This window comes from Parazoarcus communis SWub3 = DSM 12120 (assembly GCF_003226565.1).
Lineage (GTDB): Bacteria > Pseudomonadota > Gammaproteobacteria > Burkholderiales > Rhodocyclaceae > Parazoarcus > Parazoarcus communis.
Map to the genome: position 1 here is coordinate 99,459 of NZ_QKOE01000005.1, position 24,338 is coordinate 123,796.

20 protein-coding genes are annotated in these 24,338 nt (G+C 63.5%); 7 read left to right on the plus strand and 13 right to left on the minus strand.

The window, feature by feature from the left end; translation table 11 throughout:
• The first annotated feature begins 21 nt into the window (after nt 1–21).
• From DNK49_RS09030 to rsmA, 3 genes are read left to right on the plus strand one after another with little or no spacing between them, the layout of a single operon-like run.
• The gene (locus DNK49_RS09030) at nt 22–1,332 is read left to right on the plus strand and encodes a peptidylprolyl isomerase (protein ID WP_110524019.1); all 1,311 of its coding nucleotides are present in this window, start codon (nt 22–24) and stop codon (nt 1,330–1,332) included.
• Nucleotides 1,329–2,330 (plus strand): 4-hydroxythreonine-4-phosphate dehydrogenase PdxA, encoded by a 1,002-nt coding sequence (pdxA, locus tag DNK49_RS09035; RefSeq protein ID WP_243632291.1) that lies wholly within the window; start codon nt 1,329–1,331, stop codon nt 2,328–2,330. The genes DNK49_RS09030 and pdxA overlap by 4 nt, the downstream gene beginning before the upstream one ends.
• Complete coding sequence (gene rsmA, locus DNK49_RS09040; protein WP_110524020.1) at nt 2,330–3,130, plus strand: 16S rRNA (adenine(1518)-N(6)/adenine(1519)-N(6))-dimethyltransferase RsmA; 801 nt, start codon at nt 2,330–2,332, stop codon at nt 3,128–3,130. The genes pdxA and rsmA overlap by 1 nt, the downstream gene beginning before the upstream one ends.
• Before the next feature lie 48 nt (nt 3,131–3,178).
• On the opposite strand, the gene DNK49_RS09045 is transcribed toward rsmA, so the two are convergent.
• The 3 genes from DNK49_RS09045 to xth all read right to left on the minus strand — a co-directional run bounded on the left by DNK49_RS09045 (nt 3,179) and on the right by xth (nt 4,905).
• Nucleotides 3,179–3,373: a YgaP family membrane protein gene (locus tag DNK49_RS09045; protein WP_110524021.1), complete on the minus strand. Its 195-nt coding sequence runs from the start codon at nt 3,371–3,373 to the stop codon at nt 3,179–3,181.
• A gap of 84 nt (nt 3,374–3,457) precedes the next feature.
• Nucleotides 3,458–4,135: a Crp/Fnr family transcriptional regulator gene (locus DNK49_RS09050; RefSeq protein WP_110524022.1), complete on the minus strand. Its 678-nt coding sequence runs from the start codon at nt 4,133–4,135 to the stop codon at nt 3,458–3,460.
• A gap of 8 nt (nt 4,136–4,143) precedes the next feature.
• Nucleotides 4,144–4,905: an exodeoxyribonuclease III gene (xth, locus tag DNK49_RS09055; RefSeq protein ID WP_110524023.1), complete on the minus strand. Its 762-nt coding sequence runs from the start codon at nt 4,903–4,905 to the stop codon at nt 4,144–4,146.
• 314 nt (nt 4,906–5,219) lie between these two features.
• On the opposite strand from xth, the gene amt reads away from it, so the two are divergent.
• Nucleotides 5,220–8,612, plus strand: a complete 3,393-nt coding sequence (gene amt / locus DNK49_RS09060; RefSeq protein WP_110524024.1) for an ammonium transporter — start codon at nt 5,220–5,222, stop codon at nt 8,610–8,612.
• Between the two features lie 4 nt (nt 8,613–8,616).
• On the opposite strand, the gene DNK49_RS09065 is transcribed toward amt, so the two are convergent.
• The 9 genes from DNK49_RS09065 to DNK49_RS09105 all read right to left on the minus strand — a co-directional run bounded on the left by DNK49_RS09065 (nt 8,617) and on the right by DNK49_RS09105 (nt 18,187).
• Complete coding sequence (locus DNK49_RS09065; RefSeq protein WP_110524025.1) at nt 8,617–9,099, minus strand: glutaredoxin family protein; 483 nt, start codon at nt 9,097–9,099, stop codon at nt 8,617–8,619.
• Nucleotides 9,096–11,180, minus strand: a complete 2,085-nt coding sequence (locus DNK49_RS09070) for a M3 family metallopeptidase (RefSeq protein ID WP_110524026.1) — start codon at nt 11,178–11,180, stop codon at nt 9,096–9,098. The genes DNK49_RS09065 and DNK49_RS09070 overlap by 4 nt, the downstream gene beginning before the upstream one ends.
• Before the next feature lie 104 nt (nt 11,181–11,284).
• The gene (locus DNK49_RS09075; RefSeq protein WP_110524027.1) at nt 11,285–12,058 is read right to left on the minus strand and encodes a DUF2189 domain-containing protein; all 774 of its coding nucleotides are present in this window, start codon (nt 12,056–12,058) and stop codon (nt 11,285–11,287) included.
• Between the two features lie 135 nt (nt 12,059–12,193).
• Nucleotides 12,194–13,459 carry an MFS transporter gene (locus DNK49_RS09080; protein ID WP_110524028.1) on the minus strand — a complete coding sequence of 422 codons (1,266 nt, stop codon included), beginning with the start codon at nt 13,457–13,459 and terminating at the stop codon, nt 12,194–12,196.
• A 107-nt stretch (nt 13,460–13,566) separates the two neighbouring features.
• Complete coding sequence (locus DNK49_RS09085; protein WP_110524029.1) at nt 13,567–14,502, minus strand: phosphoribosylaminoimidazolesuccinocarboxamide synthase; 936 nt, start codon at nt 14,500–14,502, stop codon at nt 13,567–13,569.
• 213 nt (nt 14,503–14,715) lie between these two features.
• On the minus strand, nt 14,716–16,008 hold the full coding sequence (locus tag DNK49_RS09090; protein ID WP_110524030.1) for a DUF3422 family protein: 1,293 nt from the start codon (nt 16,006–16,008) through the stop codon (nt 14,716–14,718).
• A gap of 120 nt (nt 16,009–16,128) precedes the next feature.
• The gene (locus DNK49_RS09095) at nt 16,129–16,767 is read right to left on the minus strand and encodes a YceI family protein (protein ID WP_243632292.1); all 639 of its coding nucleotides are present in this window, start codon (nt 16,765–16,767) and stop codon (nt 16,129–16,131) included.
• Between the two features lie 26 nt (nt 16,768–16,793).
• A complete protein-coding gene (locus tag DNK49_RS09100; RefSeq protein ID WP_110524031.1) occupies nt 16,794–17,330 on the minus strand; it encodes a cytochrome b in 537 nt (178 codons plus the stop codon).
• The gene (locus tag DNK49_RS09105) at nt 17,327–18,187 is read right to left on the minus strand and encodes a DODA-type extradiol aromatic ring-opening family dioxygenase (RefSeq protein ID WP_110524032.1); all 861 of its coding nucleotides are present in this window, start codon (nt 18,185–18,187) and stop codon (nt 17,327–17,329) included. Before DNK49_RS09105 ends, DNK49_RS09100 begins: the two co-directional genes overlap by 4 nt.
• Nucleotides 18,188–18,459: 272 nt before the next feature.
• Here DNK49_RS09105 and DNK49_RS09110 point away from each other — a divergent pair, with 272 nt between their 5' ends.
• The 3 genes from DNK49_RS09110 to DNK49_RS09120 all read left to right on the plus strand — a co-directional run bounded on the left by DNK49_RS09110 (nt 18,460) and on the right by DNK49_RS09120 (nt 23,214).
• Nucleotides 18,460–19,362 carry a LysR family transcriptional regulator gene (locus tag DNK49_RS09110; RefSeq protein WP_110524033.1) on the plus strand — a complete coding sequence of 301 codons (903 nt, stop codon included), beginning with the start codon at nt 18,460–18,462 and terminating at the stop codon, nt 19,360–19,362.
• 139 nt (nt 19,363–19,501) lie between these two features.
• Nucleotides 19,502–20,656 (plus strand): response regulator, encoded by a 1,155-nt coding sequence (locus tag DNK49_RS09115; protein WP_110524212.1) that lies wholly within the window; start codon nt 19,502–19,504, stop codon nt 20,654–20,656.
• The gene (locus tag DNK49_RS09120) at nt 20,653–23,214 is read left to right on the plus strand and encodes a hybrid sensor histidine kinase/response regulator (RefSeq protein ID WP_110524034.1); all 2,562 of its coding nucleotides are present in this window, start codon (nt 20,653–20,655) and stop codon (nt 23,212–23,214) included. Before DNK49_RS09115 ends, DNK49_RS09120 begins: the two co-directional genes overlap by 4 nt.
• Here the strand turns inward: DNK49_RS09120 and DNK49_RS09125 are convergent.
• Nucleotides 23,211–24,260: an RNA methyltransferase gene (locus tag DNK49_RS09125; RefSeq protein WP_110524035.1), complete on the minus strand. Its 1,050-nt coding sequence runs from the start codon at nt 24,258–24,260 to the stop codon at nt 23,211–23,213. The two genes, DNK49_RS09120 and DNK49_RS09125, sit on opposite strands and share 4 nt — an antisense overlap.
• Nucleotides 24,261–24,338: the final 78 nt, after the last annotated feature.

Sequence of the window (24,338 nt, forward strand, 5' to 3'; positions counted from 1 at the left end):
ACAGAACAGACAATTGAGACCATGAACCGTTTTCTGTCGCATACCATTTTTGCGCTTGCCGTCTCCTGCACGGCCATGATCGCCCCTTCGATGGCGGCAAGCCGGGTCGCTGCCGTCGATCGCATCGTCGCCGTGGTCAACAGTGATGTCATCACCTCGGTCCAGTTACGCGATCGCGTCGAGCAGATCACCCGCCAGGTGCAGCGCCAGGGCGGACAGTTGCCACCCGCCGACGTGCTCGAACGGCAGATCCTCGAACGCCTGATCATCGAGCAGGCGCAACTGCAACTTGCGCGCGAAACCTCCTTGCGTGTTGACGACGCCACGCTCGAGCGGGCGATTGCGCGCATTGCCGAGAACAACCGGATTTCCGCTACCGAACTGCGCGCCACGCTGGAGCGCGATGGCGTGTCGTGGAGCCGTTTCCGCGATGAGATCCGTACCGAGATCTTGTTGACCCGCTTGCGTGAGCGCGAGGTGGATAGCCGGATCGTGGTGACCGATGCCGAGATCGACAACTTCCTGCAGAACAACCCCGACGCCTTTTCCGGTAGCGAATACCTGGTCGCACACATCCTGATGCGGGCGCCGGAGAGTGCCAGCCCGGAGCAGATCGCGCGTCTGCGCGAGCGCGCAGAGCGGGCGCTGTCGCGGCTGCGCGCGGGCGAGGCGTTCGGTCGTGTTGCGGCAGACTCCTCGGACGCGCCGGACAGCGTCAATGGCGGCAGCCTGGGCTGGCGTGAGCGTGACCGCTTGCCCGCACTGTATGCCGATGCGGCGCGGGATCTTCAACCCGGTCAGGTGTCGCCGGTGCTGCGCAGCGCGGCTGGCCTGCACATCATTCAACTGGTGGATAAGCGGGGCGGCGCAGCCGCCGGCCCCGAGCAGCTTGAGCAGACCCGTGCCCGCCACATCCTGATCAAGACGTCCGAGGTGCTGTCCGACACCGATGCAGAAGCCCGCCTTCGTGCCCTGCGTGAGCGCATTGTGAATGGCGGCGATTTTGCCGAACTGGCCAAGGCCAATTCGGCAGACCTGTCGGCGGCCCGCGGGGGCGATCTGGGCTGGCTCAACCCGGGCGACACGGTGCCCGAGTTTGAACGTGCGATGAATGCCCTGCGTCCGGGCGAGGTGAGCCCGGTGGTGCGCTCGCCTTTCGGCTGGCACCTGATTCAGGTCATGGAGCGTCGTTTGCAGGATGTGACCGACGAGCGCAAGCGTAATGCTGCGCGCAACATCCTGCGTGACCGCAAGGCCGACGAAGCCTACGAAGACTGGGTCCGTCAGTTGCGTGACAGCACCTATGTCGAGAACCGGCTGGAGCGCGAGTGAGCGTCGTGCCGAAGGATTTGCCACCGCTGGTCGTCACCAGTGGCGAGCCGGCGGGCGTGGGGCCGGAGTTGTGCGTTGCGCTGGCCCGTCGCAACTGGCCCGCGCAGATGGTGGTGCTGGGCGACCTCGAGCTGATCGAGGAGCGTGTCGCCCGCCTGGGCTGCGACACCGTCGTGCGGGAATGGGTGCCCGGCATCGCGGCGGTGGAGGGGGTACTCGATGTCCTGCACCAACCCTTGGCGGTGCCCGCCTGTGCAGGTGAGCTGAATCCGGCCAATGCCGCGTACGTGCTCGGCTTGCTCGACCGCGCGTTGCAGGGCTGCGTGTCAGGCGAGTTTGCAGGGATGGTGACGGCCCCGGTGCACAAGGGGGTGATCTGCGACGCCGGCATTCCGTTCAGCGGCCATACCGAATATCTCGCTGCCGCGACTCACACCGAGCGTGTGGTCATGATGCTGGTGGGAGGGGGCATGCGCGTCGCACTCGTCACCACACACCTGCCATTGGCTGCCGTGTCTGCAGCAGTGACCCGCCCTGTGCTGGCGCAGACGCTGCGCATCCTGCATGCCGACCTGGTGGGTCGGTTCGGGATTGCCGAGCCGCGTATCCTGGTTGCCGGTCTGAACCCCCATGCGGGTGAGGGTGGGCACATGGGGCGCGAGGAGATCGAGGTGATCACCCCCGTGCTTGATCAACTGCGTGTCGAAGGCATGACCTTGCTTGGGCCCTTGCCTGCGGACACCCTGTTCGTGCCGCATGCGCTGGCGCAAGGGGATGCTGTGCTGGCGATGTACCACGACCAGGGTTTGCCGGTGCTCAAGCACGCCAGTTTCGGCGGTGGGGTGAATGTCACGCTGGGCCTGCCCATCATCCGGACGTCGGTGGATCATGGGACGGCGCTCGATCTGGCCGGAACAGGCAAGGCCGACCCCGGCAGCCTGTTCGCTGCGGTCGAACTGGCGCTGAACATGGCCGAAGCGCGGCGGAGGGCTGCGTGATGCAGGACCGCGAAACCGACGGCCACCGCGCGCGCAAGCGCTTCGGGCAGAACTTCCTGTCCGACCCCAACATCATTCGTCGCATCATCGACGCGATCAAGCCGCAGGACGGCGATATCCTGGTCGAGATTGGCCCCGGGCTTGGGGCGATGACTCACCCCTTGATCGAACGCGTGCCGCATCTGCACGTCGTGGAGATCGATCGTGACCTGATCGCACGTCTGCGTGAGCGTTATTCGCCCGACCGGCTGAGCATTCACGAAGGCGATGCGCTGAAGTTTGACTTCTCCACGCTGGGTGCGCCGCTGCGTGTGGCGGGCAATCTGCCCTACAACATCTCGACGCCCATCCTCTTTCATCTGGCGGAGTTTGCGGACAGGGTGAAGGATATGACCTTCATGCTGCAGAAGGAGGTCGTGATGCGGATGGTGGCGGAGCCGGGTACTGAAGAGTACGGCCGTCTGTCGGTCATGCTGCAGTACCGCTTCCGCATGGGGCGGCTGTTTGATGTGCCGCCCGGCGCATTCCGTCCCGCGCCCAAGGTCATGTCCAGCATTGTCCGCATGGTGCCCCTGCCTGCGGAGCAGCTGGGGGCGCACGACGACGCCTTGCTGGGTGAGATCGTGACGGCTGCCTTCGGCCAGCGCCGCAAGACCTTGCGCAACACCCTGAAGGATTATCTCGACGAAGCAGGTTTTGCTGCCTTGGGTATCGACCCGGGCCTGCGTGGCGAGCGCCTGTCGGTTGCCGAGTTCGTCGCCATCGCGAACTACTGCAGCGCGCACGGACGACCGGCGTGAAAAAGCCGGGTTCGATGACCCGGCTTTCTGCCTTGCTGCGACGCTGCCTCAGTTTTTCTTGACGGGGCAGGTACTCAGGCCAAGCAGCGGGTAGAGCGGGCACCAGCCCATCAGGCCCGTGGCCAGGGGGACGATGCCGATGAAGGTCCACGGTGCGCCGATGCCCATGATGGCCAGGGCCAGCAGAACCACACCGGCGACGATGCGCAGGATCTTGTCGATACCACCTACATTTGCTTTCATGCTTGTGCTCCTTGGGGAAAGTGACCCTATTGGAGCATGGCGCAAAGGCCTGGGTCTGTAACCCGGGTTACACAGCCACCGGGTTCATGAGTGGCCTCCCTGCGCGCTGTCCGTACCGCTGGCAATGCGGCGCAGGCCGCCTGCGTCGAGGATCTCGATCTGCTCACGGGCCAGTCGGACCAGCCCCTGTGCGGCGAAGCCCTTGAGCAGCCGGCTGACGAATTCGCGTACGCTGCCCAGTTCGTCAGCCAGTTGCTGATGAGTGATGTGCAGCACTCGGCCCTTGCCCAGCAGCAGGCTGGCCAGGCGTTGATCCAGACGCTGGAAGGCCACCTCTTCGATCAACTGCATCAGGTCGGCAATCCGCTCGGCAAACAGGTGGAACACAAAGTCGCGAAAGGCTGGGTCAGCCAGCAGGCGGTCGAACACCGGTTTGGGCAGCATCATCAGCCGTGTGTCCGCTTCGGTGACGCCACGGGCGTTGTAGTCCGCGCTGCCCAGCAGGCAGGACGAGGAAATGATGCAGGTTTCTCCCGGTGTGACCCGATACAGCGGTAACTCTCGGCCATTTGGCGCACACTTGCTGACCCGCACCGAACCTTCGACGACGAAGGGAAAACCCTCGCAGGCCTGGTGGTCGTCGAACAGTACGGTACCGGCCGGCACCGTCATCCAGCGTGCGGCCTCAAGCAGCATCTGGCGGGCCGCTGGCGACAGATCTGCAAGGATCGGATAGCTCTGGGTGAGGGCGGCGCTGTTCATGGTGGTGCTCAGCGACTCAGCTCGAGTACCACCGGTGCGTGGTCGGATGGGCGCTCCAACCGCCGTGGCGCCTTGTCGACGACGCAGCTGCGGCATTGAGTTTGCAGACTGGGCGAGACCAGCACATGATCGATGCGCAGACCCATGTTGCGACGGAACGCCATCATCCTGTAGTCCCACCACGAAAAACTGCGTTCAGGCTGCTCGAACAGGCGGAACGCATCGACCAGCCCCAGACCGGTCAGGGTGCGGAACGCTTCACGTTCGGGCACCGAGACATGGATTTCATGCTCCCAGTCAGGATGTGCGTCGCGGTCTTCCGGCGCAATATTGAAGTCACCGGTCAGGACCAGCTCGGGAAAGCGGACAAGCTCTGCCTGAACCCATGCAGTCAGCGCCTCGAGCCAACGCAGCTTGTACTCGAACTTGTCCGAACCGACGGCCTGTCCGTTCGGAAAATAGCCGCAGATCACCCTCACGCCACCCACGGTGGCGGCGATGATGCGCTTCTGCTCGTCTTCGAAGCCAGGAATGCCGCGTACGACGTCCTCGGTGGGTGTCGAGCTGATGATGGCGACACCGTTATAGGTTTTCTGGCCACTGAACACGGCGTGATAGCCCGCTGCCTCGATCTCGGCCAGCGGGAAGGCCTTGTCCTCCATCTTGAGTTCCTGCAGGCAGAGCGCGTCAGGCCGATGTGCTGCCAGCCAGTCGAGGACATGGGGCAGGCGGATCTTGAGGGAGTTTACATTCCAGGTGGCAATTTTCATGAGAGTTCCGGACGATGGGGTGTCATCGCGTCGCAGCCAGATCCCTGGCCGCGTGTGCTGATGCCCAATGCGCGTTGTGATGTCAATGGCGGATGGTAGCGCATTCGTGCGGCTGGGCGGCAGCGTATCCGGCAGATCAGTGGATGTGTGCGATGCGCACAATGGCGGTGCGGCACTTTTCTTGCTCGTTGCACTATGAAGTATTGGATCGAGGCTTGGAATGTATTTCTTTAGCGATAGAAGCACCAAAGCAGGGCGAGCGGGTTTGAGCATTTGCCCCGATCCTGTGCGTAAAGACTGGGGCCGGTGATCAAATGAGTGCGGTGGACATCGATGTGATGTGGGTGCTGGTTTGCGCCGGCCTGGTGTTCCTGATGCAGCCGGGCTTCCTGTGCCTGGAGTCGGGGCTGACCCGTAGCCGGAATGCGATCAATGTGGCGATCAAGAACGTCGTCGATTTTGCCATTGCGGTGGCGCTCTACTGGGGCGTCGGTTTTGGCCTGATGTTCGGTGCCAGCAAACTGGGCTGGCTGGGCCTGGAGGGCTTCATGCCCGAGGTTGGCCATGGGAGTACGAACTCGCTGACGGCATTCTTCCTGTTTCAGGCGATGTTCTGCTCTACCGCAGCGACCATTGTGTCCGGCGCGGTGGCGGAGCGGATGCGGTTTGCCGCTTATTTGCTGGTGGCGGCACTGGTGGCAGGTTTGATCTACCCGGTTTTCGGGCATTGGGCCTGGGGTGGGGTGCTCGGGGGACCGCGTGGCTGGCTGGCCGAATTGGGGTTCATTGATTTCGCCGGGGCAACGGTTGTTCACAGCGTGGGGGGCTGGGTCGCGCTGGCCGCGGTACTGATCATTGGCCCCAGAAGTGGGCGTTTTGAGGGGCGCGATGCGCAACAGCCGATGTCGGGCGGTAACCTGCCGATGGCGATGCTGGGAGTGATGCTGCTGCTGTTTGGCTGGCTCGGATTCAATGGCGGAAGCACGCTGGCCCTGAATGAGCGGGTGCCGGGCATCCTTGCCAATACGGTGCTGGGTGCAGTGGGCGGCATCCTGGTCGGGTTGCTCATGGGATGGCGCTTGCGAGGCTATGCCGATGTGGTGCACACCCTGAACGGCGCCATTGCCGGTCTGGTGGCGGTGACTGCGGGCGCCCACCTGTTGGGTACGGGCGCCGCGATCCTGGTGGGTACCGGTGGAGCCCTCGTCATGGTGCTGTGTCATGAGGCCTTGCTGCGTCGCAGGATCGACGATGCCGTGGGTGCCATTCCTGCGCATCTTGCTGCGGGGGTGTGGGGCACGCTGGCGCTTGCGCTGTTGGGGGATTCCGCTGCGTTTGCATCAGGACTGGGGCGTGGTGAGCAACTGCTGGTGCAACTTGCCGGTGTGGTGGCCTGCGGGCTGTGGTCTTTTGGCATGGCCTGGGTGTTGCTGCGCGTGCTGGATCGCTTTTTGCCGCTGCGGGTCTCGGCCGAGGACGAGCGGATCGGGCTCAATGTGTCCGAACATGGGGCCCGTACCGAGTTGATGGAGTTGCTGCAGGTGATGGAGTTGCAGGAGCGTACCGGGCAGTTGTCAGTACGGGCGCCAGTGGAGCCTTTCTCCGAGGTCGGGCAGATCGCTGCCGGCTACAACCGGATGATGTCGGCACTGGAACGTGCAGTGGAGCAGACCCGCGCCATTGTGCGTGACATGCGTGACGGCATCATCACTTTTGGCCGGGATGGTGTCCTGCGCAGCGTCAATCCCGGCGCTGAAAAGCTGTTCGGACTTGCGGCGGGGCAAGGTGTGGGAATGAGTCTGGCCCGCTTGCTCGCCGACCCGCCCATCGTCCCTGAACATCAGGTCGAGCGCCTGATGGCGGCGCAGGACAAGACCGAACTGCGCCTGCACCGGCGGGGGGCAGAGCCCCGGGTGCTGGAGGTGTCCGTCAGCGAAGGCCTGGTGGACGGCGCAGCGATGTTCACCGGTCTGGTCCGGGATGTCACCGAGCGGCGACAGATGGCGGACCAGTTGCAGCGTGAGCGGGACCTGGCCCAGGTGACACTGGCCTCGATCGGAGACGGCGTGATCACCACCGACGAGTCGGGTGCGGTGCAATACCTGAACCCGACAGCCGAGCGTCTGACCGGTTGGTCGCTGGAAGAGGCGCGTGGGCGCAACATTGCGACCATTTACCGTCTTGAGGATGAACTTTCGGGCCGTCCGCTGGAGAATCCCGTACGGCTCGTGTTGGCACAGGGGCATGAAACCCGGTCGGAGGATCATGGCCTTCTGGTGCGCCGCGACGGTGAGCGCATCCCGGTGCAGGATACCGCCGCACCCATCCGCAGCCGTCTGGGTTATCTGATTGGTGTCGTCCTGGTCTGTCACGACGTCACGTTGACCTTGAACCTGACCCGTGAGCTGACCCGCCAGGCCAGTCACGATGCCCTGACCGGCATTCCCAACCGTCGGGAGTTCGAAAGACGCCTGGCCGAGATGCTGACGGCCGGCATTGATCCGGCGGTTTCACATATCGTCTGCTACCTTGATCTGGACCAGTTCAAGGTGGTGAACGACACCTGCGGCCATGTTGCCGGTGATGAGCTCCTGCGGCAGGTCAGTACCTTGATGCGGCAACGCATGCGTAGTGCCGATCTGCTGGCTCGGCTGGGGGGCGATGAGTTTGGTGTGATTTTCTTCAGCTGCCCGGTCGACCAGGCCTTGCGCATGGCCGAAGGCTTCCGCGAAGCGATCCGTGATTATCGCTTTGCCTGGGAGGGTAAATCGTTCTCGATCGGGGTCAGTATCGGTCTGGTACCGGTGACCGAGTCCGATCGCGACATGGGGCGCATCCTGTCGGCTGCTGATACGGCCTGCTATGCGGCCAAGGAAGGTGGGCGCAACCGGGTGCATCTCTATCGTCCCGATGACGATCAACTGGCTGAGCGTCACGGCCAGATGCAATGGGTGGCGCGTCTGCACAGCGCGCTCGATGAGGACAGGCTGAGGTTGTACGTGCAGCCGATCGTGCCGCTGACACCGGGTGAGGCGGTGCACTTCGAGATCCTGGTCCGACTCGAGGAAGACGGGCGCCTGATCAGCCCGGGGAGCTTCATTCCGGCAGCAGAACGCTACAATCTGATGCCGCGTATCGATGAATGGGTGTTTCGCAATGTACTGGCCTGGGTCGGCGACACCTATCGCAAGGAAGGTCGGGTCGAGGGGACCTGGTGCATCAACCTGTCGGGCAATTCGCTCAGCGACGAGCGCTTGCTGGCTGATATCCGCGCGGGGCTGGAGCGTGCAGCCTTGCCGCCTGGCGCCATCTGCCTGGAGATCACCGAGAGTTCTGCAGTGGCCAACCTGTCGAGGGTGGTGAGCTTCATTGCCGAGGTCAAACAGCTTGGTTGCGCTTTCGCACTGGATGACTTTGGCAGTGGTCTGTCCTCGTTTGCCTATCTCAAGACCTTGCCCGTGGATTATCTGAAGATCGACGGCTCCTTCGTGCGGGATATCGCGACCGACCCGACCGACCGTGCCATGGTGCAGGCCATCCACACCATTGGCCATACGATGGGTCTGGCGACGATTGCTGAATTCGTCGAGGACGAGGCGATTCTGGAGGTGCTGCGCGAGATCGGTGTCGACTACGCGCAGGGCTTCCATGTTGGTGTTCCCCGCCCGCTGGCGGAGATGGGCAAGGTGCGGATGATGCCGAGGTAGTCGTTCAGTTGCGGGGCGGCAAGGTGCGTGGATACCCTGCGGTGTCGAGCAGCCTGTTCCAGCTCTCAGGGCCGAAGCCCTTGAAAGGCTGGCTGCCAACGGTCAGCGCGGGGACTTCCTCGGGGCTGCCGAAGATCGCCCGGTATTTTTCCAGATCCTCTTCGGTGACAAGTTTGATTTCGGTATAGGAAATACCACGCTTGTCGAGCAGAGAGCGGGCTTGTACGCAGATGTCCTCGCAACTGTCGGCCGTATAAAGCGTGACCGGAAAATCTTCGGTCAGCTTGCGTTCGGTGTAGCTGGGTACCGTGTCCGCACGTGAGCCGGAGTAGCGCCGCTCCTCCGCCTGCCGGGCAGAGGCCGGCGGCGGCTGGTCGGAAAAATGCACCTGCCCACGCTCATCCACCCAGCGATAGGTCGTCTGCGCGGAGACCATGCCCGCACTGGCGAGCATCAACAGGGAGAGAAGCAGGGCAGGCGTTTTCATGCAGTCACCATTCCGTTGTGTCGCAACAGGGCATCCACCCGTGGCTCGCGACCACGGAAGGCCTTGAACGATTCCAGGGCTGGACGGCTGCCGCCCACGGCAAGGATTTCGCGCCAGAAGCGTGCGCCAGTCTCTGCATCGAGCAGGCTGCCCTTGCCGGCACCCGCCTCTTCGAACGCCTCAAAGGCGTCCGCAGACAGCACTTCCGCCCACTTGTAGCTATAGTAACCCGCAGCATATCCGCCAGCGAAGATGTGCGAGAAACTGTTGGGGAAGCGGTGCCAGGCCGGCGGAATCAACACTGCGACCTCCTGACGGACCTCGTCGAGCAGCCCCATGACCTTATCGATGGCAACACTGGCTTCGGCTGCGTTGCTGTCCGGCTGCACCTCGTCGTGCAGGCGCAGGTCGAACATCGAGAACTCCAGCTGGCGCACGGTCTGCATGCCGCTCTGGAAGTTCTTTGCCGCGATCATCTTGTCATACAGCGACCGCGGCAACGGTTCGCCGGTATCAACATGGGCCGTCATGCCGCACAGCACGTCCCACTCCCAGCAGAAGTTCTCCATGAACTGGCTGGGGAGTTCGACCGCGTCCCATTCCACACCATGGATGCCGGACACCGCCAGTTCCTCGATGCGGGTCAGCAGATGGTGCAGCCCATGGCCGGCTTCGTGGAACAGGGTCAGCACGTCATCATGACTGAAGGTCGCGGGCTTGCCGTCGACCGGCCCCGGGAAGTTGCACACCAGATAGGCGACCGGGGTCGTGCTGCCCTGGGTGCCCCGATAACGGCTGCGGGCTGAGTCCATCCATGCGCCGCCGCGCTTGGTCTCGCGCGCATGAAGGTCGAGGTAGAAGTGTCCGACCAGGTCGCCGTTCTTCTCGATGCGGTAGAAGCGGGTGTCCGGATCCCAGCGTGGCGCTTCGTCGGGCAGGATGTCGACGCCATACAGCGCACGGATGACCCCGAACAGGCCGTCCAGCACCTTGGGTTCCGGGAAGTACTGCTTGACCTCCTGGTCGGAATAGTCGTAACGCGCCTGCCGCAGCTTTTCGGCGGCATAGGACACGTCCCACGGCTGCAGGTCATCCAGCCCCAGCTCTGCGGCGGCAAAGGCACGCAGCTCTTCGAGATCACGTACCGCAAACGGCTTGGCCTTGGCTGCCAGCTCACGCAGGAAGCCCAACACCTGTTCAGGTGAGTCCGCCATCTTTGGCACCAGCGAGACCTCGGCGAAGCTGCGGTAGCCCAGCATTCTGGATTCTTCCTGGCGCAGCGCCAGAATGCGGCCGATCAGCGGGCCGTTATCCCATTCCGCCTTGCCGAACTCCGATGCGCGGGTCGCATACGCGCGATACATGCGCTCGCGCAGGGCCCGGTTGTCTGCATACTGCATGACCGGCAGGTAGGACGGCATCTGCAGGGTGAACTTCCAGCCCGGCTTGCCGTCCTTTTCTGCCGCAGCCCGTGCGGCGCTGCGGGCGTCGTCGGGAATGCCGGACAGATCGGCTTCGGCTTCGATCCATTCGGCATGGGCGTTGGTGGCGTCGAGCAGGTTTTCGGAGAACTTGGCTCCGAGTTGCGAGAGCGCCTCCTGAATGGCCTGGAAGCGCGGCTTGAGCGCGTCGGGAAGCTCTGCCCCGGACAGACGGAAATCACGCACCTCGTGATCGAGGATGCGTTGACGTACCGGCGACAGGGTGGCGTATTCGGGACTGTCGTGCAGCGCCTTGTACTTGTGGAAGAGCGCCAGGTTCTGGCCAAGTTCGGCATAGAAGCGCGATACCTCCGGCAGCATGGCGTTGTAGGCCTCGCGCCATTCCGGCAGGTCCATCACGCTATGCAGGTGGCCCACCACGCCCCAGGCGCGGCCCACGCGCTCGCCGGCCTCGGTCATCGGAACGATGAAGCTGTCCCAGGTGGGCTGGGCGGCATCGCGGGTCAGCTGGTCGATCAGCGTGCGGTAGTCTTCCAGCAGGCTGCGTACCGCTGGTGCAACATGTTCGGGGCGGACGTCGGCAAAGCGCGGCAGTCCGCTGAAATCGAGCAGGGGATTGGTTGCGAGGGTGTCTTCCATGATGTCCGGGTCGATGTTGAGCGAGTAATGTCCCTATTGTGCCGCAAAAAAACACAAGGGCGCCGCTATCGGCGCCCTTGGCGAAATTGATCGGGCGTCAGGTTTCAGTCGACCAGATCCTTGTAGGCATGCCAGGTTGCGTGGCCGAGCAGGGGTAGCAGGACCACCATGCCGATCATCATCGTGGCAAACCCGATGCCGACCAGCACCACGATCATCGCTGCCCACACCGCCATCGCGCCCAGATTGACGCCGACTGCGCGCATGCTGGTCATGGCAGCGGTGATGTTGTCGGTCTTGCGGTCCATGACCATCGGGATCGCGACCGCCATCAGCGAGAACACGATGGCAGCCAGGATGCCACCCACCACCATGTAGGCCACGACAAAGTGCAGGTAATCGCCAGACAGGAACACATCGCTGTAGAAGTTGGCCAGATCAGGGACATTGCCCTGGTAGAACAGCGCGAACAGAATGGCGGAGATCCGTTCCCAGCCGATCAGCGCAATCGCAAGGAAAACCCCGAAGTAGGCTAGTCCGTCGCTGTGCTCTCGCAGGCCGGACAGCGAGTCGGCGAAACTTGCCGGACGCCCTGCATCATGCCGGCGCGAGATCTCGTACAAGCCTGCTGCAGCAAGTGGGCCGACCAGGAAGAAGCCTGACACCGCGGCGGTGAACAGGTAGGGCATATCGGCGGCGTAGGCGAGGATGAGATAGCCGAGCACGGCGAAGAACAGCCCGTAACTCAGGCTGGCGACCAGATTGTCGCGCATGTCGCTCATGCCCATTGCCAGCCATCGGAATGGTCGCGAGGCTTCGACATGTCGAACCTGCGGCATGTTGAAATGCTGGTCGAGCGGGTGAAATGACTTGTCCATGGCAACCTCCATCGGGATAAGGAATGCCGGGCGTCGCCCTGTTGCTCGGGGATCGCTCCCGGCATGCTCTTAGAGAATGCGCATGCAAAAGAGTTCGCGGTTTTTTCCAGCGGTCTGGCCGACCGTCTGGTCCGCTTAGGGTGTTGCAGGCCTCCAGATGTTGCGACAGCCTGTTTCACGCAGGAACAGGCTCGACAGCAGGCCGATCAGACCCGCAAGTGCGATCAGACCAATGCCAAGGCGGAAGTCCGTTACCGAGTAGATACGCACGCCATCGACGATCGTGCCGTCCCATCCCAGGTCCATGATGGCGCCGACTGCAGGCTGCAGCAGCGCACCGGCCAGGAAGCCGCCCATGTTGGTCACGCTGGTGCTCATGCCCGACAACTGGGGTGGATTGACCTCCTTGGCGCAGGCCCAGGTCAGCGCAAAGCTGGCGGTGGCGATGCCCATCAAGCCGAACAGGGTGTAGGTCAGGCCGATCGGCATGCGCACTGCCGACAGCCAGACCAGCCATAGCAGGAAGTACAACAGACTGGCACCGATCAGCACCGGCTTGCGTCGACCGAGTCGGTCGGACAGGCTGCCAATGGCCAGGCAACCCACGGCGAAGCCGGCAAAGTAGAGCGACAGGTGACTGGCCGCCTCCACGCGCGTGAGCTTGTGTACCTGCACCAGATAGGGGGTGGCCCACAGTCCGGCAAAGGCGAAGAAGCTGCCGGCCAGGCCAAAGTTGGTCCACACGGCGGGCCAGGTTGCACGGTTGCGCAGTACGCCGTTCAAGCCATTGACGATCACGGTGCGGTCGAAGCGCGGCTTGGCGTCGGTGTCGGTCGTCTGGTCCTGTATCAACAGGAAGGAGCCGACCGCGATCAGCACCGAGATTGCAGCGAGCGCGAAGTAGATGCCGCGCCACGATACGTGCTCGGCCAGCGCAGCAAGCGGCGCACCGGCCAGCATCGAGCCGAGGTTGCCCAGCAGCATGGCCAGCCCCACCAGGGTTGCAAAACGGCGCTCGTCGAACCACACCGCAATCAGCTTCAGCATGGCGATGAACACGACGGAGACGCCCAGGCCGATCAGCGTACGACCGACCAGCGCGGCCTGCAGGCCGTCGGCCATGCCGAACAGACCGCTGCCGGCAGCTGCGATCAGGCTACCGATGACCAGGATGCGCCGAGCGCCGAGTGTATCGACGAGGATGCCGGTGGGGACCTGCATCAGCGTGTAGACATAGAAATAGGTGGCTGCCAGCGCACCCAGCGAGGCTGCGCTGGTCTGGAAGGCCAGCGCCAGATCCTGGGCGATGCCGGCCGGCGCGAAGCGATGGAAGAAGGACAGGATATAGGCAGCGATGACAATGGCCATCGCCAGCCCACGACCGGAAGTCTGGCTGTTCATGCTGTCTCCGCGGGGCGCTCGGCCCTCGTTCTGATTGTTGTATTTGTACGGCCCCGTGCGAGCGGGGCGCGTGATGCCCCTCCCCTGTGTCGGGGAGGGGGCGCCGGTCAGGCCCAGGCCTGACCGGTCAGGCGGGTGAAGGCCTCACGGTACTTGGCGGCAGTGTGCTCGATGACGTCTGCCGGAAGATTGGGACCCGGTGCTTTCTTGTTCCAGTCCAGGGTCTCGAGGTAGTCGCGCACATACTGCTTGTCGTAGGACGGCGGACTGATGCCTTCGCGGTAGCTGTCGGCGGGCCAGAAACGCGAGGAGTCCGGTGTCAGGGCTTCGTCAATCAGGTGCAGGGTGCCGGCCTTGTCGATGCCAAACTCGAACTTGGTGTCGGCAATGATGATGCCGCGGGTGGCAGCGTAGTCCGCAGCCTGGGTGTAGAGCGCGATTGCGGCCTGACGTGCTTCTTCGGCCAGCGCCGCGCCGTGCTTGCCTGTGCCGTTGAGGGCGTCGGCAAGCTCGCGTTCGCAGTTGACCTGAGCCTGGGCGAAGGAGATGTTCTCGTCGTGATCACCGACTTCGGCCTTCGACGCCGGGGTGAAGATGGGTGCGGGCAGCCTGGCGGCCTGTTGCAGCCCGGCGGGCAACGCGATTCCGCAGATTGCGCCGGTATCCTGATAATCCTTCCAGCCGGAGCCGATGACATAGCCACGCACGACCGCCTCGATCGGTAGCGGCTTAAGACGCTTGACCACCAGCGCGCGGCCGCGGACCTGCTCACGTTCGTCGGCTGCGACCACGGTTTCCGGGTCGATACCGGTCAGCTGGTTGGGCACGATGTGGCCCAGCTTGGCAAACCAGAAATTGGCCATCGCCGTCAGTACCTTGCCCTTGTCGGGAATCGGATTGGGCAGGATCACATCGAAGGCCGAAAGCCGGTCGCTGGTGACGATCAGCAGGGTGGCGTCGTCGATCGCGTAGATGTCACGCACCTTGCCGCGGCCAAGCAGGGGCAGGCTCTTGATGGAGGATTCAAAAAGCGGAGTGGTCACGACAGGGATTCCGAGCAAGTCAAAGCGCGATTATCCTAGAAACCGCAGTTGGACGCACTCGAAGCGAGAGCGGGCATTCAGCCCGCACGGCGGTCCGTTGTGCGCCAACGACGGCGCCTGCTGCCCCAGGAGGCTGCCCGACCATCCCGCAGCGTGTTTACGCACACCGGGTCTCGGTCGTCCGGGTTCCGGCAAGGGGGCAGGCAATCATCGTCAGTGGGGTGCGTGCTCTTCCGCACTCAGGGCCTTGCGCATCTTGCGCAGGCTGATTGCGACCAGACCGGCGATCACCGGGATCGAAATGGCGGTGATGATTTCCGGCGTTGCTGGCGCGATGTAGTCCTTGCCGCCCTTGGCCATATAGTTGACCAGTTGCGAGGCGTAATAGGTGATGGCTACCACTGACAGGCCTTCCACTGTTTCCTGCAGGTGCAACTGGATCTTGGCGCGGCGGTTCATCTGCGCCAGCAACTCCTGGTTCTGGCGTTCCAGCTCGATATCCACCCGGGTGCGCAACAACTGCGAGTTGCGTGCGATCCGGCCAGAAAGGTCCTCCTGCCGGTTGGCAATGGTGGCGCAGGTGTTGATTGCCGGCGTGAGGCGGCGCTCCATGAACTCGCGAATGGTGGGAAAGCCGGCCAGGCGGACTTCACGCAACTCGTCGATGCGTTGCTGCACCAGCCGGTAGTAAGCGGCCGCGGCACCAAAGCGGAAGGTGGTGCGCGCCACCGAGCGTTCTACATCGGCGGCCAGCCGGGTCAGGCGGCCGAGCATCACCCGGTCGTCGTCCGAGGTACGGGCCTGCTCCAGACCATCCATCAGATCGGCCAGTTCGTCTTCGGCACGGGACAGCAGGCGCCCCACTTCCTTTGCGACCGGGAAGGCCAGCAGCGCCATGACGCGGTAGGTCTCGATCTCGACCAGACGTTGAACCATGCGGCCTGCCTGACGTGGGGTCAGCCCGGCATCGAGCAGCAGAAAGCGCGAGAAGCCGTCATGAATGTGAAAGTCGGTAAACACCCAGCCCGCCCCGTCGGCGACCTGCGCTGCGACCAGCGTCTTGCCGTGGGGTGACACCTGCTGCATGACCGACGCTGGTGGCACGTCGTTGACCGAGCGTAACTCGATATGGCTGGCGGCAATCAGTTGTCCTGGAATGTCCTTGCGCCAGCTTGCCGGTACGGCGAGCAGGGCGTGTTCGTCGGCTGCATCACCCTGCTCGATATGGCGGAAGAAGGTGTAGCTGGAGAACTCGTTGTGACGCTCCCACTTCAGCCGGAAACGGCCGGCGTCGAGCGACACATGGCCGGTTGATGTATCGGGTGTGGGCAGACCAAGCTGTTCGGCGAGCAGGGCCAGATGGCTGGCCTCACGGCCTGCGCTGCCCTCGTGGTGAAGTACTGCCAGGTAGCTGATGAACTCAGGGGTGTCCAGTGGCACGGGAGGTCGGGCGTGGACCTCGTCGTTGAGCGACTGGCGCAAGGGGTGTTGGTCGAATGCGGGCATGGTGGCGGGCGGGCATGATGGCGTCCTCGCTCGGACGGAATGCCGCATTCTTGCCCAGGGGTGCGATGGTGACAAGCATCGCGACTTGCGCTGCTGCGACGCGGGGCAAAGCTTACAGGGTCAGGGCAGCGCTTGCAGGGCATGCAGCTTGAAGCCGATGCGGATCTCGTTTCCGACGATGGCGTAGTCGGCCCACTCGCCCTCGCCAATGGAGAAATCCCCGCGCTTGAGGACGAAGCTGCCGTCCACCACCGCGGTGCGACCCTGCGGGGTGAAGGTGAAGGGCGCGGTTACGGGGCGGCTACGGCCCTTTATCGTGAGCGTGCCGGTGGCTTCGTAACGGTTGCCGCCCAGGGCCTTGATCGAGCTGGCTTCAAAATGCGCTTTGGGATGCTTGGCGGTATCGAACCAGGTGGGGGCCTTGACCTCGCTGTTGGCCTCGGTGGAGCCGGTGTCGATGCTTGACAGTTCGAGCTGAAGCACCGCACGGGCGGTTTCGGGCCGGGCGGGATCGAAGCGGATGTCCGCAGTGAAGCCGCTGAAGTGCCCGTCCATGCCGACTCCCATCTGGGTGTAGTGGAAGCTGATCTGGCTGGCTACGGTATCGATCCGGGTGAATTCGGCCGCCAGGGCACTGCTGGTCATCATCCCGCCAGCAAGCAGCCAAGCGGCTGCGCTGGCAATGAGGGGGAGGCGCCATGAGCGCAAGGGGCGTGACATGCGTGTGATGCTGCGATCGGAGGTGGGGGCGGAGTGCATTGGGGGCTCCTGTTGAAAGTGGTGCTTCACTTCCGGGCGCTCGGCAGCATGCGGCTCAGGATGTCGTCGCGGTCGATGAAGCGGTGTTTGAGGGCGGCACCAATGTGGGCGATGACGAGGGCGGCAAGTACGTAGTTGAGCGTCATGTGCAGCCACTGCAGCTGGTCGCCGAGCTCCGCATTTTTTGCCACCAGATCAGGCAGCGGCAGCAGACCGAACCAGACGGTCTGAAAGCCCTTGGCCGAGCTCATCAGCCAGCCACTGAGCGGAATGGCGATCATCAGCACATAAAGCAGTGCATGGGTCAGGTGGGCAATGACGCGCAATATCGCGGGCATGCTCATGGGCAAGGGCGGAGGCGGGTGGCCAAGACGCCAGCCGAGCCGGAACAGCACCAGCAGGAACAGGCTGACCCCGGCCCATTTGTGCCAGGAATACAGCTTCAGCTTGTAGGGTGACAGCGGCAGATCGGTCATGTACAGCCCGAGCCCGAAGGCACCGAACAGACCGAGCGCGACCAGCCAGTGCAGCGAGATTGCAGTACGGGTGTAGCGCGTGTTCATTGCGGTGCTCCCGATGGGGTGGCAGAAAGCGCTTCAGTGGCCGTGGTCGATGTGTCAGCACCGGATGACGGGCCACCGAACACGAAGCTGTCCATGGAGAGTACGCCATACGTGGTGCCACCGCGCAGGCGACGAGCCTGCCGGCGTTCGCCTTGAGCGGCACCAAGTGCCAGGAACAGCGGCAGGAAGTGCTCATCCGTTGGGTGTGCGCGGAGGGCCGCGGGTGCCTGTCGGCGGTAATCGAACAGGGCGTCGAGGCGGTCCTGCTCGATCTGTGTCCATACCCAGTCGGCAAAGTGGCGGGCATAACCTTCGTCGGCATCCTGCGCGGCTTCGTCCCGGCGCAGTTCGTAAAGATTGTGGGTCAGACTGCCGGAGCCAATGATCATGACACCCTGGTCGCGTAGCGGCGCGAGTGCCTGGCCCAGCTCGAACAGTGCCAGGGGTGAGGGCGTTGCCGGTTGCGATAGCTGGATCACCGGGATATCCGCCTCCGGATAGAGGTGCATCAGTGGCACCCAGGCCCCATGGTCGCGGCCGCGCTCCATGTTCAGTACGGCATCCAGACCGGCGCGTGCCAGTACTTGTCGGGTGGCAACCGCAATATCGGGCGCGCCGGGCGCCGCGTAGCTCAGGCGGTAGAGCGCGGCGGGGAAGCCGCCGAAGTCGTGGACGGTGTCGAGCGCGGGTGCGGCCAGAATCTCGAGCTGGCGTGACATCCAGTGCGGTGATACCACGAGTACTGCGCGTGGCCGCGGCAGGTGATACCCCAGGTTGCTCAGTTGTGGCCCAAGCAGGCCGGGCTCCAGGGCAAAGGTCGGTGAACCGTGGGAGATGAACAGGCTGGCTTGTCTCATGGTGCGGTCTGAATGACGTCTCTGTGCTGTGACTGTGGATGGTCGTACTCTATTGATAGATCTTGGCGTGATAAATATCGAATCCCATGATTGACTGTTTCGTTTTTTGAGACAATTGTTGCCGTTGTGGCGCGAATGATCGCAACTTCTGCCGTGATGCCTGCTGTGGATCCCGGTCAGGGACGCAGTGCCGCACAAAGGCGCATGTTTGCCTTGGGGGCGCTTACGGTCAGATCCGCTTTGCAGTGCAGGATTTTTCCCTGGATGAAGGTATGGATCGCTTTCGCGAAATGAACAGCTTTGTCGCCGTCGTCGAATGCGGCAGCTTCGTCGCCGCCGCCGAGGTGCTGCGCGCATCGAAGGCGGCTGTTTCCCGCGCGGTGATGGAGCTTGAGGCCCGGCTCGGTGCACGCCTGCTGCAGCGCACGACGCGACGCTTGTCGCTGACCGAGGCCGGGCGCGCCTATTACGGACACTGCAAGCAGATCCTTGCCGAGCTTGAAGAGGCCGAGCGTGCTGTCGGACAGGTCACCGGCCACCCGGTGGGCCGTCTGCGCATCAACGCACCGTTTTCCTTCGGTCTGCTGCATCTTGCTTCGCAGTGGGGCGGATTCATGGAGCGCTATCCGGATGTCGACCTCGAGGTGACGCTTTCCGACCGGCTCGTCGATGTGGTCGAGGAAGGCTATGACCTGGTGATCCGTATCAGCCGGCTGCAGGACTCCTCGCTGGTTCATCGGCGCCTGGCGACGACCCGCATCGTGCTCTGCGCCAGTCCGGAATATCTGGCGCGCCACGGTCGGCCTGCCAGCGTGGAAGACATTGCCCGCCATCCAGTCATTGCCTACAGCTATGCTGCACAGGGCGATGTCTGGCGTTTCGATACGCCGGACGGGCCCCGCGAGGTGCTGACCCGGCCGCGTATGCAGACCAATAATGGGGATACCTGCCGTGCGGTGGCGCTGGCGCATCAGGGACTGGTACTGCAACCGGATTTCCTGGTGGGGCGTGATCTGGCTGCCGGGCGCCTGGTAGAGGTGCTGCCCGACAGTCGCGGGGCTGAATTGGGGATCTACGCGGTATATCCGTCGCGCAAGCACTTGTCGGTGAAGATTCGTGTGCTGGTCGATTACCTCGTCGCCGCGTTCGAGCGTCCCGGCTGGCAGGAACATTGATTTCCACTCGTGCTGTCAGGCGGCTGGCGGTGCCAGTGGGCGTCCGCACCGGATTGCCAGTATCCTTGCAAGCGGGGTGCGGAATGAAAGCGATAACAGCGTGGTGCGAGAGACAATGGTCCAGGATGGCTTGCTGACAATGCCGGCAGATCTGGTAGGAGAACGTGCGCAGGCGGTGGGGTTGGCCGATGCGGCAAGCACCATCCTGATCGTCGACGATGTGCCCGACAACCTGCTGGTGCTGGGTTCCTTGTTGCAGCCGTCCTACAACGTGCTGGCTGCACCGTCCGGGCCGCGGGCGCTGGAGATCCTGGCGGGTGAATCCCTGCCCGATCTCGTGCTGCTCGACATCATGATGCCGGAGATGGATGGTTACGAGGTGCTCGCGCGCATTCAGGACAACCCGCGGACCTGCGACATTCCCGTCATCTTCCTGACCGCGCTGGATAGCCCCGGTGACGAAGAGCGTGGCCTCGAGCAAGGTGCTGCGGATTACATCACCAAACCGCTGCAGCCGGCAGTGGTGCTGGCCCGGGTGCGTAACCAGCTGGAACTCAAGCGTGCGCGTGACTGGTTGCAGCATCAGAATGCCTTTCTCGAACGCGAAGTTGCGCGTCGCATGGAGGAGAACGATCTCACCCAGTTGGTCACGATCCGTGCGCTGGCGCATCTGGCCGAAACCCGCGACTCGGACACCGGCTACCACATCATGCGGACACAGGCCTACGTCGGGTTGCTGGCGGGGCGTTTGCGCACGCATCCGCGCTTTGCGGACATCCTGACCGACAAATATGTTCAGTTGCTGGTGCGCTCGGCGCCCCTGCACGACATCGGCAAGGTGGGCGTGCCGGATCATATCCTGATGAAGCCGGGCTCGCTGACCCCGGCAGAGTGGGAGGTCATGAAGACCCATGCCCGGCTTGGTGCGGACGCGATCGGACTGGTCGAGCGTGACATCGAGCGGCCCGTGCCCTTTCTTGCGCTGGCCAAGGAGATCGCGCGCTGGCATCACGAACGTTGGGACGGTACGGGCTATCCGGATCAGCTCGTGGCCGATGCAATTCCGGTTTCTGCGCGTCTGATGGCGGTCGCCGATGTGTTCGACGCATTGACCACCCCCCGGCCCTACAAGCCGGCGTTTTCGCTGGAGCGGGCAAAAGGGTTGATTGAGGCCGGGCGAGGGTCACATTTCGATCCGGATGTCGTTGGTGCCTTTATCGAGACTTACGCCGAGTTTGTGGCGGTGGCCGAGCGCTATCGCGACGCCGATGATGATGTGCTGGACGTCCGATGAGTGACCGCGAGCATCCGGAGCACCTTGAGGGATTTCCGCCAGTGCGGGTCCATCGCTCGGTTCTTCGCGTCGTGCTGCCCTACCTGGGGTTTGCGGTGCTGTGGATCGTGTTGTCCGATCGTGTTGTCGATATGTTCTTCAGTGGTGCGGCGGATCAGGCCCGCATTCAGACCTTCAAGGGCTTGGCCTTTGTGGGTTTCACTACTGTGCTGCTATACGGTCTGGTGCATCGATTGCTGACCCAGGTCGAGCAGGCGAGTCACCGGCAACGGGTCGAGCAGTCCCGCCGTCTGCGTGCCCTGGAGCTGCTCAACACCGTGGCCAACAGTTCAACCGATGCGATCTTTGCCAAGGATCTGCAAGGGCGTTATCTGTTGTTCAATCGTGCGGCGGCAGAGGCGAGTGGAAAGTCGGTAAGCGAGGTGCTGGGGCACGACGATCGGGTGCTGTTTCCGCCTGAACAGGCCAAGCTGGTGATGGAGAACGACCGCCGGGCGATGGTGCTTGGCAAGATCATCGCGTTTGAGGAGACGCTCTCCACCGCTAATGGAACGGTCGTCTATGCGTCAACCAAGGGGCCGCTGCGTGACGGAAGTGGTCAGGTTGTTGGCCTGTTTGGCGTTGCGCGCGACATCACGGAGGCGCGCGCCCGCGAGATGGAATTGCGCAAGCTGTCCTTGGCTGTTGAGCAGAGCCCGGAGAGCGTCATCATCACCGACCTTGAGGGGTGTATCGAATACGCCAACCAGGCTTTCTTCACCCATAGTGGCATGACTCGGGACGAGGTGGTCGGCTGCCCCGCGATGGCCCTGGGAAGTGAGGATACGCCGCGCGAAACTTACGATGCGCTGTGGGCAGCGTTGGCACGTGGCGAGTGCTGGGCAGGGGAGTTTGTCAATCGGCGCAAGGATGGCAGTCCCTACACGGTGTTCGCCCGGGTGGCCCCGATCCTTCAAGCCAACGGCCAGGTGACGCATTATCTGTCCATTCAGGAAGATATCACCGAGAAGAAGAAAACCGAGGCAGAGCTCGAACGCTACCGTCAGAGTCTGGAAGAACTGGTCTCCAGTCGTACGACTGAACTGACGGTCGCCATTGGACAAGCGGAGGCAGCGAGCCGCGCAAAGAGTGCCTTTCTGGCCAACATGAGCCATGAGATCCGTACGCCGATGAATGCCATCCTCGGGCTGACCCACTTGCTGCAGACCGACGCTCCCGCGCCGCGGCAGGTCGAGCGGCTGGACAAGATCGAGCAGGCAGCCCGCCACCTGATGTCGATCATCAACGACATTCTTGACCTGTCCAAGGTCGAGGCTGGGCGTATGGTGCTGGAGCACACGCGATTCTCGCTGCAAGGGGTGCTCGAGCACGTTCGTGCCCTCGTCGTGGCGCAGGCAACGGACAAGGGCATCGAGCTCGGTTTCAGCGCAGGGGATGTGCCTGATGGGCTGATCGGCGATCCGACCCGGATCAGTCAGGTATTGCTGAACTACGTCAGCAATGCGGTCAAATTCACCGAGCGGGGGCGTGTCGCGGTCCGGGTCAAGGTCGTGGGGGCGCAGGGAGAGACCGTGCTGCTGCGATTCGAGGTGGAGGATACCGGTATCGGCATACCGGTGGAGAAGCACGGTGAGCTTTTCCGGGCGTTTGAGCAGGGCGACGTTTCAACCACTCGACGCTATGGGGGGACCGGCCTGGGACTGGCGATCAACCGCCGTCTTGCCGGCCTGATGGGGGGTGAGGTTGGGCTCCACAGCACACCCGGGCGTGGCAGCTTGTTCTGGTTTACTGCGCGACTGGAGCGTGCTTCCGGTGTCGCGGTGGGTGCAGCATCACCTCAGGCCGACGCGCGTGAGTTGTTGCAGCGGACGCGGGCTGGCGCGCGCCTGCTGGTGGTTGAGGACAACCCGGTCAGTCGGGAAGTCGCCAGTGCCTTGTTGCGCGCGGTGGGTCTTGATGCTGCGACTGCGGGCAATGGAGCGGAAGCCGTTACGCTGTGCGCCAGTGAGCCCTTCGAGCTGATCCTGATGGACATCGAGATGCCGGTCATGGATGGCCTGACCGCGGCACGGGCGATACGGCAGGCGGGGCGCAACCGGCAGACGCCGGTCGTGGCGATGACCGCGGGGGTGTTCGAAGAGCATCGCAAGGCGTGCGAGGCCGCGGGGATGGATGACTTTGTGCCCAAACCGGTCGATCCGGCGGTGCTCTATGACACCCTGCTCAGGTGGCTGCCGCATGCGCCTGCTGAAGACAGTCCTGTCGTGCAGGTGAGCAGCTTGCCTGATGTCGCCATGGCCGTGGATGAACATGACTGGCGACGATGTGCTGCCAGCATGAGGGATCTGCTCTCCGCTTCGAACATGCGGGCAAACCAGTTGCTCGGTGAGCAGGCTGCGCTGTTCCGTGCGTGCATGGGCCGGTACTACGCTATCTTCGCTCGGCAGGTGGGCGATTTCCGCTATCCGGAGGCATTGGCAACGCTGGATGAGGTGCTGGGGAACATGCCCACCCCGATGTCCAGTTTGTCGGATCGGTGGGGCGGGGGAGAAACCTAAGCTGACGGTGCGCCCGGTAGCGTATCGCTGCGGCGCTTGCGCGGATGCAGCCGGATGCTGCGCGCGCGCAGCTGACCGCAGCCGCCGTCCACATCCTGACCGGCCGAGTGCCGCAGTTTGGTCAGGATGCCCCGGCGATGCAGCCAGCGTCCCAGTTCGGAGGCCTGCTCCCAGTCGGGGCGCTGGAAATCCAGTTCCTCCACGGTGTTGTAGGGGATCAGGTTCATCATCGCAAACTTGCCTGACAGCAGGCGGACGATGCCTTCCATCTCGTCCATGCCGTCGTTGATGCCCTTTAGCAGGGTCCATTGATACTGGATCGGATAGCCGGTCGCACGTGCGTAGTGCTCGCCGAGCTCGACCAGCGCCTCGGGGGTCATCGGCGGTGCCTTGGGCAGCAGACGGGCGCGCAGCTCGGTCTTGGTCGTGTGTAGCGACAGGGCCAGCGCGGGCTTGACCTGCATCTGCGGCAAGCGCTCGAACACCCGCAGGTCACCCACCGTGGACAGCACCAGGTTCTTGTGACCAATGTCGCCGTAGGTGCCCAGGGTTTCGATCGCCTCGATGACGTTGTCGAGATTGTGCGAGGGCTCGCCCATGCCCATGAACACCACCTTGCGAACCTTGCGGCGAGTGCGTGCCAGCACGACCTGGGCCACCATCTCGGCGCTGCCGAGCTGACGCAGCAGGCCGTCACGTCCGGTCATGCAGAACACGCAGCCGACCGCGCAACCGACCTGGGACGAGATGCACACGCCATCGCGCGGCAACAGCACGCTTTCCACCATCTGACCATCGGTCAGCCGGACCAGCAGGCGAGCCGAGCCGTCTTCGGCGGGGTGCTCGGAGCCGAGCGCGGCCAGCGCGCTCAACTCGGCACTCAGCTCAGGCAGGGCTTGGCGTAGGGCGAGCGGCAGCACGTTTTCGGCGGCGCGAGGGCCGCTGTCGAGGGGCTGCCCTTGCAACCAGGCACGCATCACCCGCGCCTGGTGGGTTGGTTTGGCGCCCAGTGCCTGCAGCCGCTGGAGAAGTTCTTCGATTCGCATGGGGTCGGAATGCTAGCACCGAGTCGGCCCGCCAGCATGAAAAAAGCCCCGACGGCGGTCTGCCGTCAGGGCTTTGGT

Excerpts from the sequence above, each read along its gene's own strand:
- DNK49_RS09030 (WP_110524019.1), top strand. The coding sequence starts at position 22 with ATGAACCGTTTTCTGTCGCATACCATTTTTGCGCTTGCCGTCTCCTGC.
- rsmA (WP_110524020.1), top strand. The coding sequence starts at position 2,330 with ATGCAGGACCGCGAAACCGACGGCCACCGCGCGCGCAAGCGCTTCGGG.
- DNK49_RS09045 (WP_110524021.1), bottom strand. The coding sequence starts at position 3,373 with ATGAAAGCAAATGTAGGTGGTATCGACAAGATCCTGCGCATCGTCGCC.
- DNK49_RS09050 (WP_110524022.1), bottom strand. The coding sequence starts at position 4,135 with ATGAACAGCGCCGCCCTCACCCAGAGCTATCCGATCCTTGCAGATCTG.
- xth (WP_110524023.1), bottom strand. The coding sequence starts at position 4,905 with ATGAAAATTGCCACCTGGAATGTAAACTCCCTCAAGATCCGCCTGCCC.
- amt (WP_110524024.1), top strand. The coding sequence starts at position 5,220 with ATGAGTGCGGTGGACATCGATGTGATGTGGGTGCTGGTTTGCGCCGGC.
- DNK49_RS09065 (WP_110524025.1), bottom strand. The coding sequence starts at position 9,099 with ATGAAAACGCCTGCCCTGCTTCTCTCCCTGTTGATGCTCGCCAGTGCG.
- DNK49_RS09070 (WP_110524026.1), bottom strand. The coding sequence starts at position 11,180 with ATGGAAGACACCCTCGCAACCAATCCCCTGCTCGATTTCAGCGGACTG.
- DNK49_RS09075 (WP_110524027.1), bottom strand. The coding sequence starts at position 12,058 with ATGGACAAGTCATTTCACCCGCTCGACCAGCATTTCAACATGCCGCAG.
- DNK49_RS09080 (WP_110524028.1), bottom strand. The coding sequence starts at position 13,459 with ATGAACAGCCAGACTTCCGGTCGTGGGCTGGCGATGGCCATTGTCATC.
- DNK49_RS09090 (WP_110524030.1), bottom strand. The coding sequence starts at position 16,008 with ATGCCCGCATTCGACCAACACCCCTTGCGCCAGTCGCTCAACGACGAG.
- DNK49_RS09095 (WP_243632292.1), bottom strand. The coding sequence starts at position 16,767 with ATGCACTCCGCCCCCACCTCCGATCGCAGCATCACACGCATGTCACGC.
- DNK49_RS09100 (WP_110524031.1), bottom strand. The coding sequence starts at position 17,330 with ATGAACACGCGCTACACCCGTACTGCAATCTCGCTGCACTGGCTGGTC.
- DNK49_RS09105 (WP_110524032.1), bottom strand. The coding sequence starts at position 18,187 with ATGAGACAAGCCAGCCTGTTCATCTCCCACGGTTCACCGACCTTTGCC.
- DNK49_RS09110 (WP_110524033.1), top strand. The coding sequence starts at position 18,460 with ATGGATCGCTTTCGCGAAATGAACAGCTTTGTCGCCGTCGTCGAATGC.
- DNK49_RS09115 (WP_110524212.1), top strand. The coding sequence starts at position 19,502 with ATGCCGGCAGATCTGGTAGGAGAACGTGCGCAGGCGGTGGGGTTGGCC.
- DNK49_RS09120 (WP_110524034.1), top strand. The coding sequence starts at position 20,653 with ATGAGTGACCGCGAGCATCCGGAGCACCTTGAGGGATTTCCGCCAGTG.
- DNK49_RS09125 (WP_110524035.1), bottom strand. The coding sequence starts at position 24,260 with ATGCGAATCGAAGAACTTCTCCAGCGGCTGCAGGCACTGGGCGCCAAA.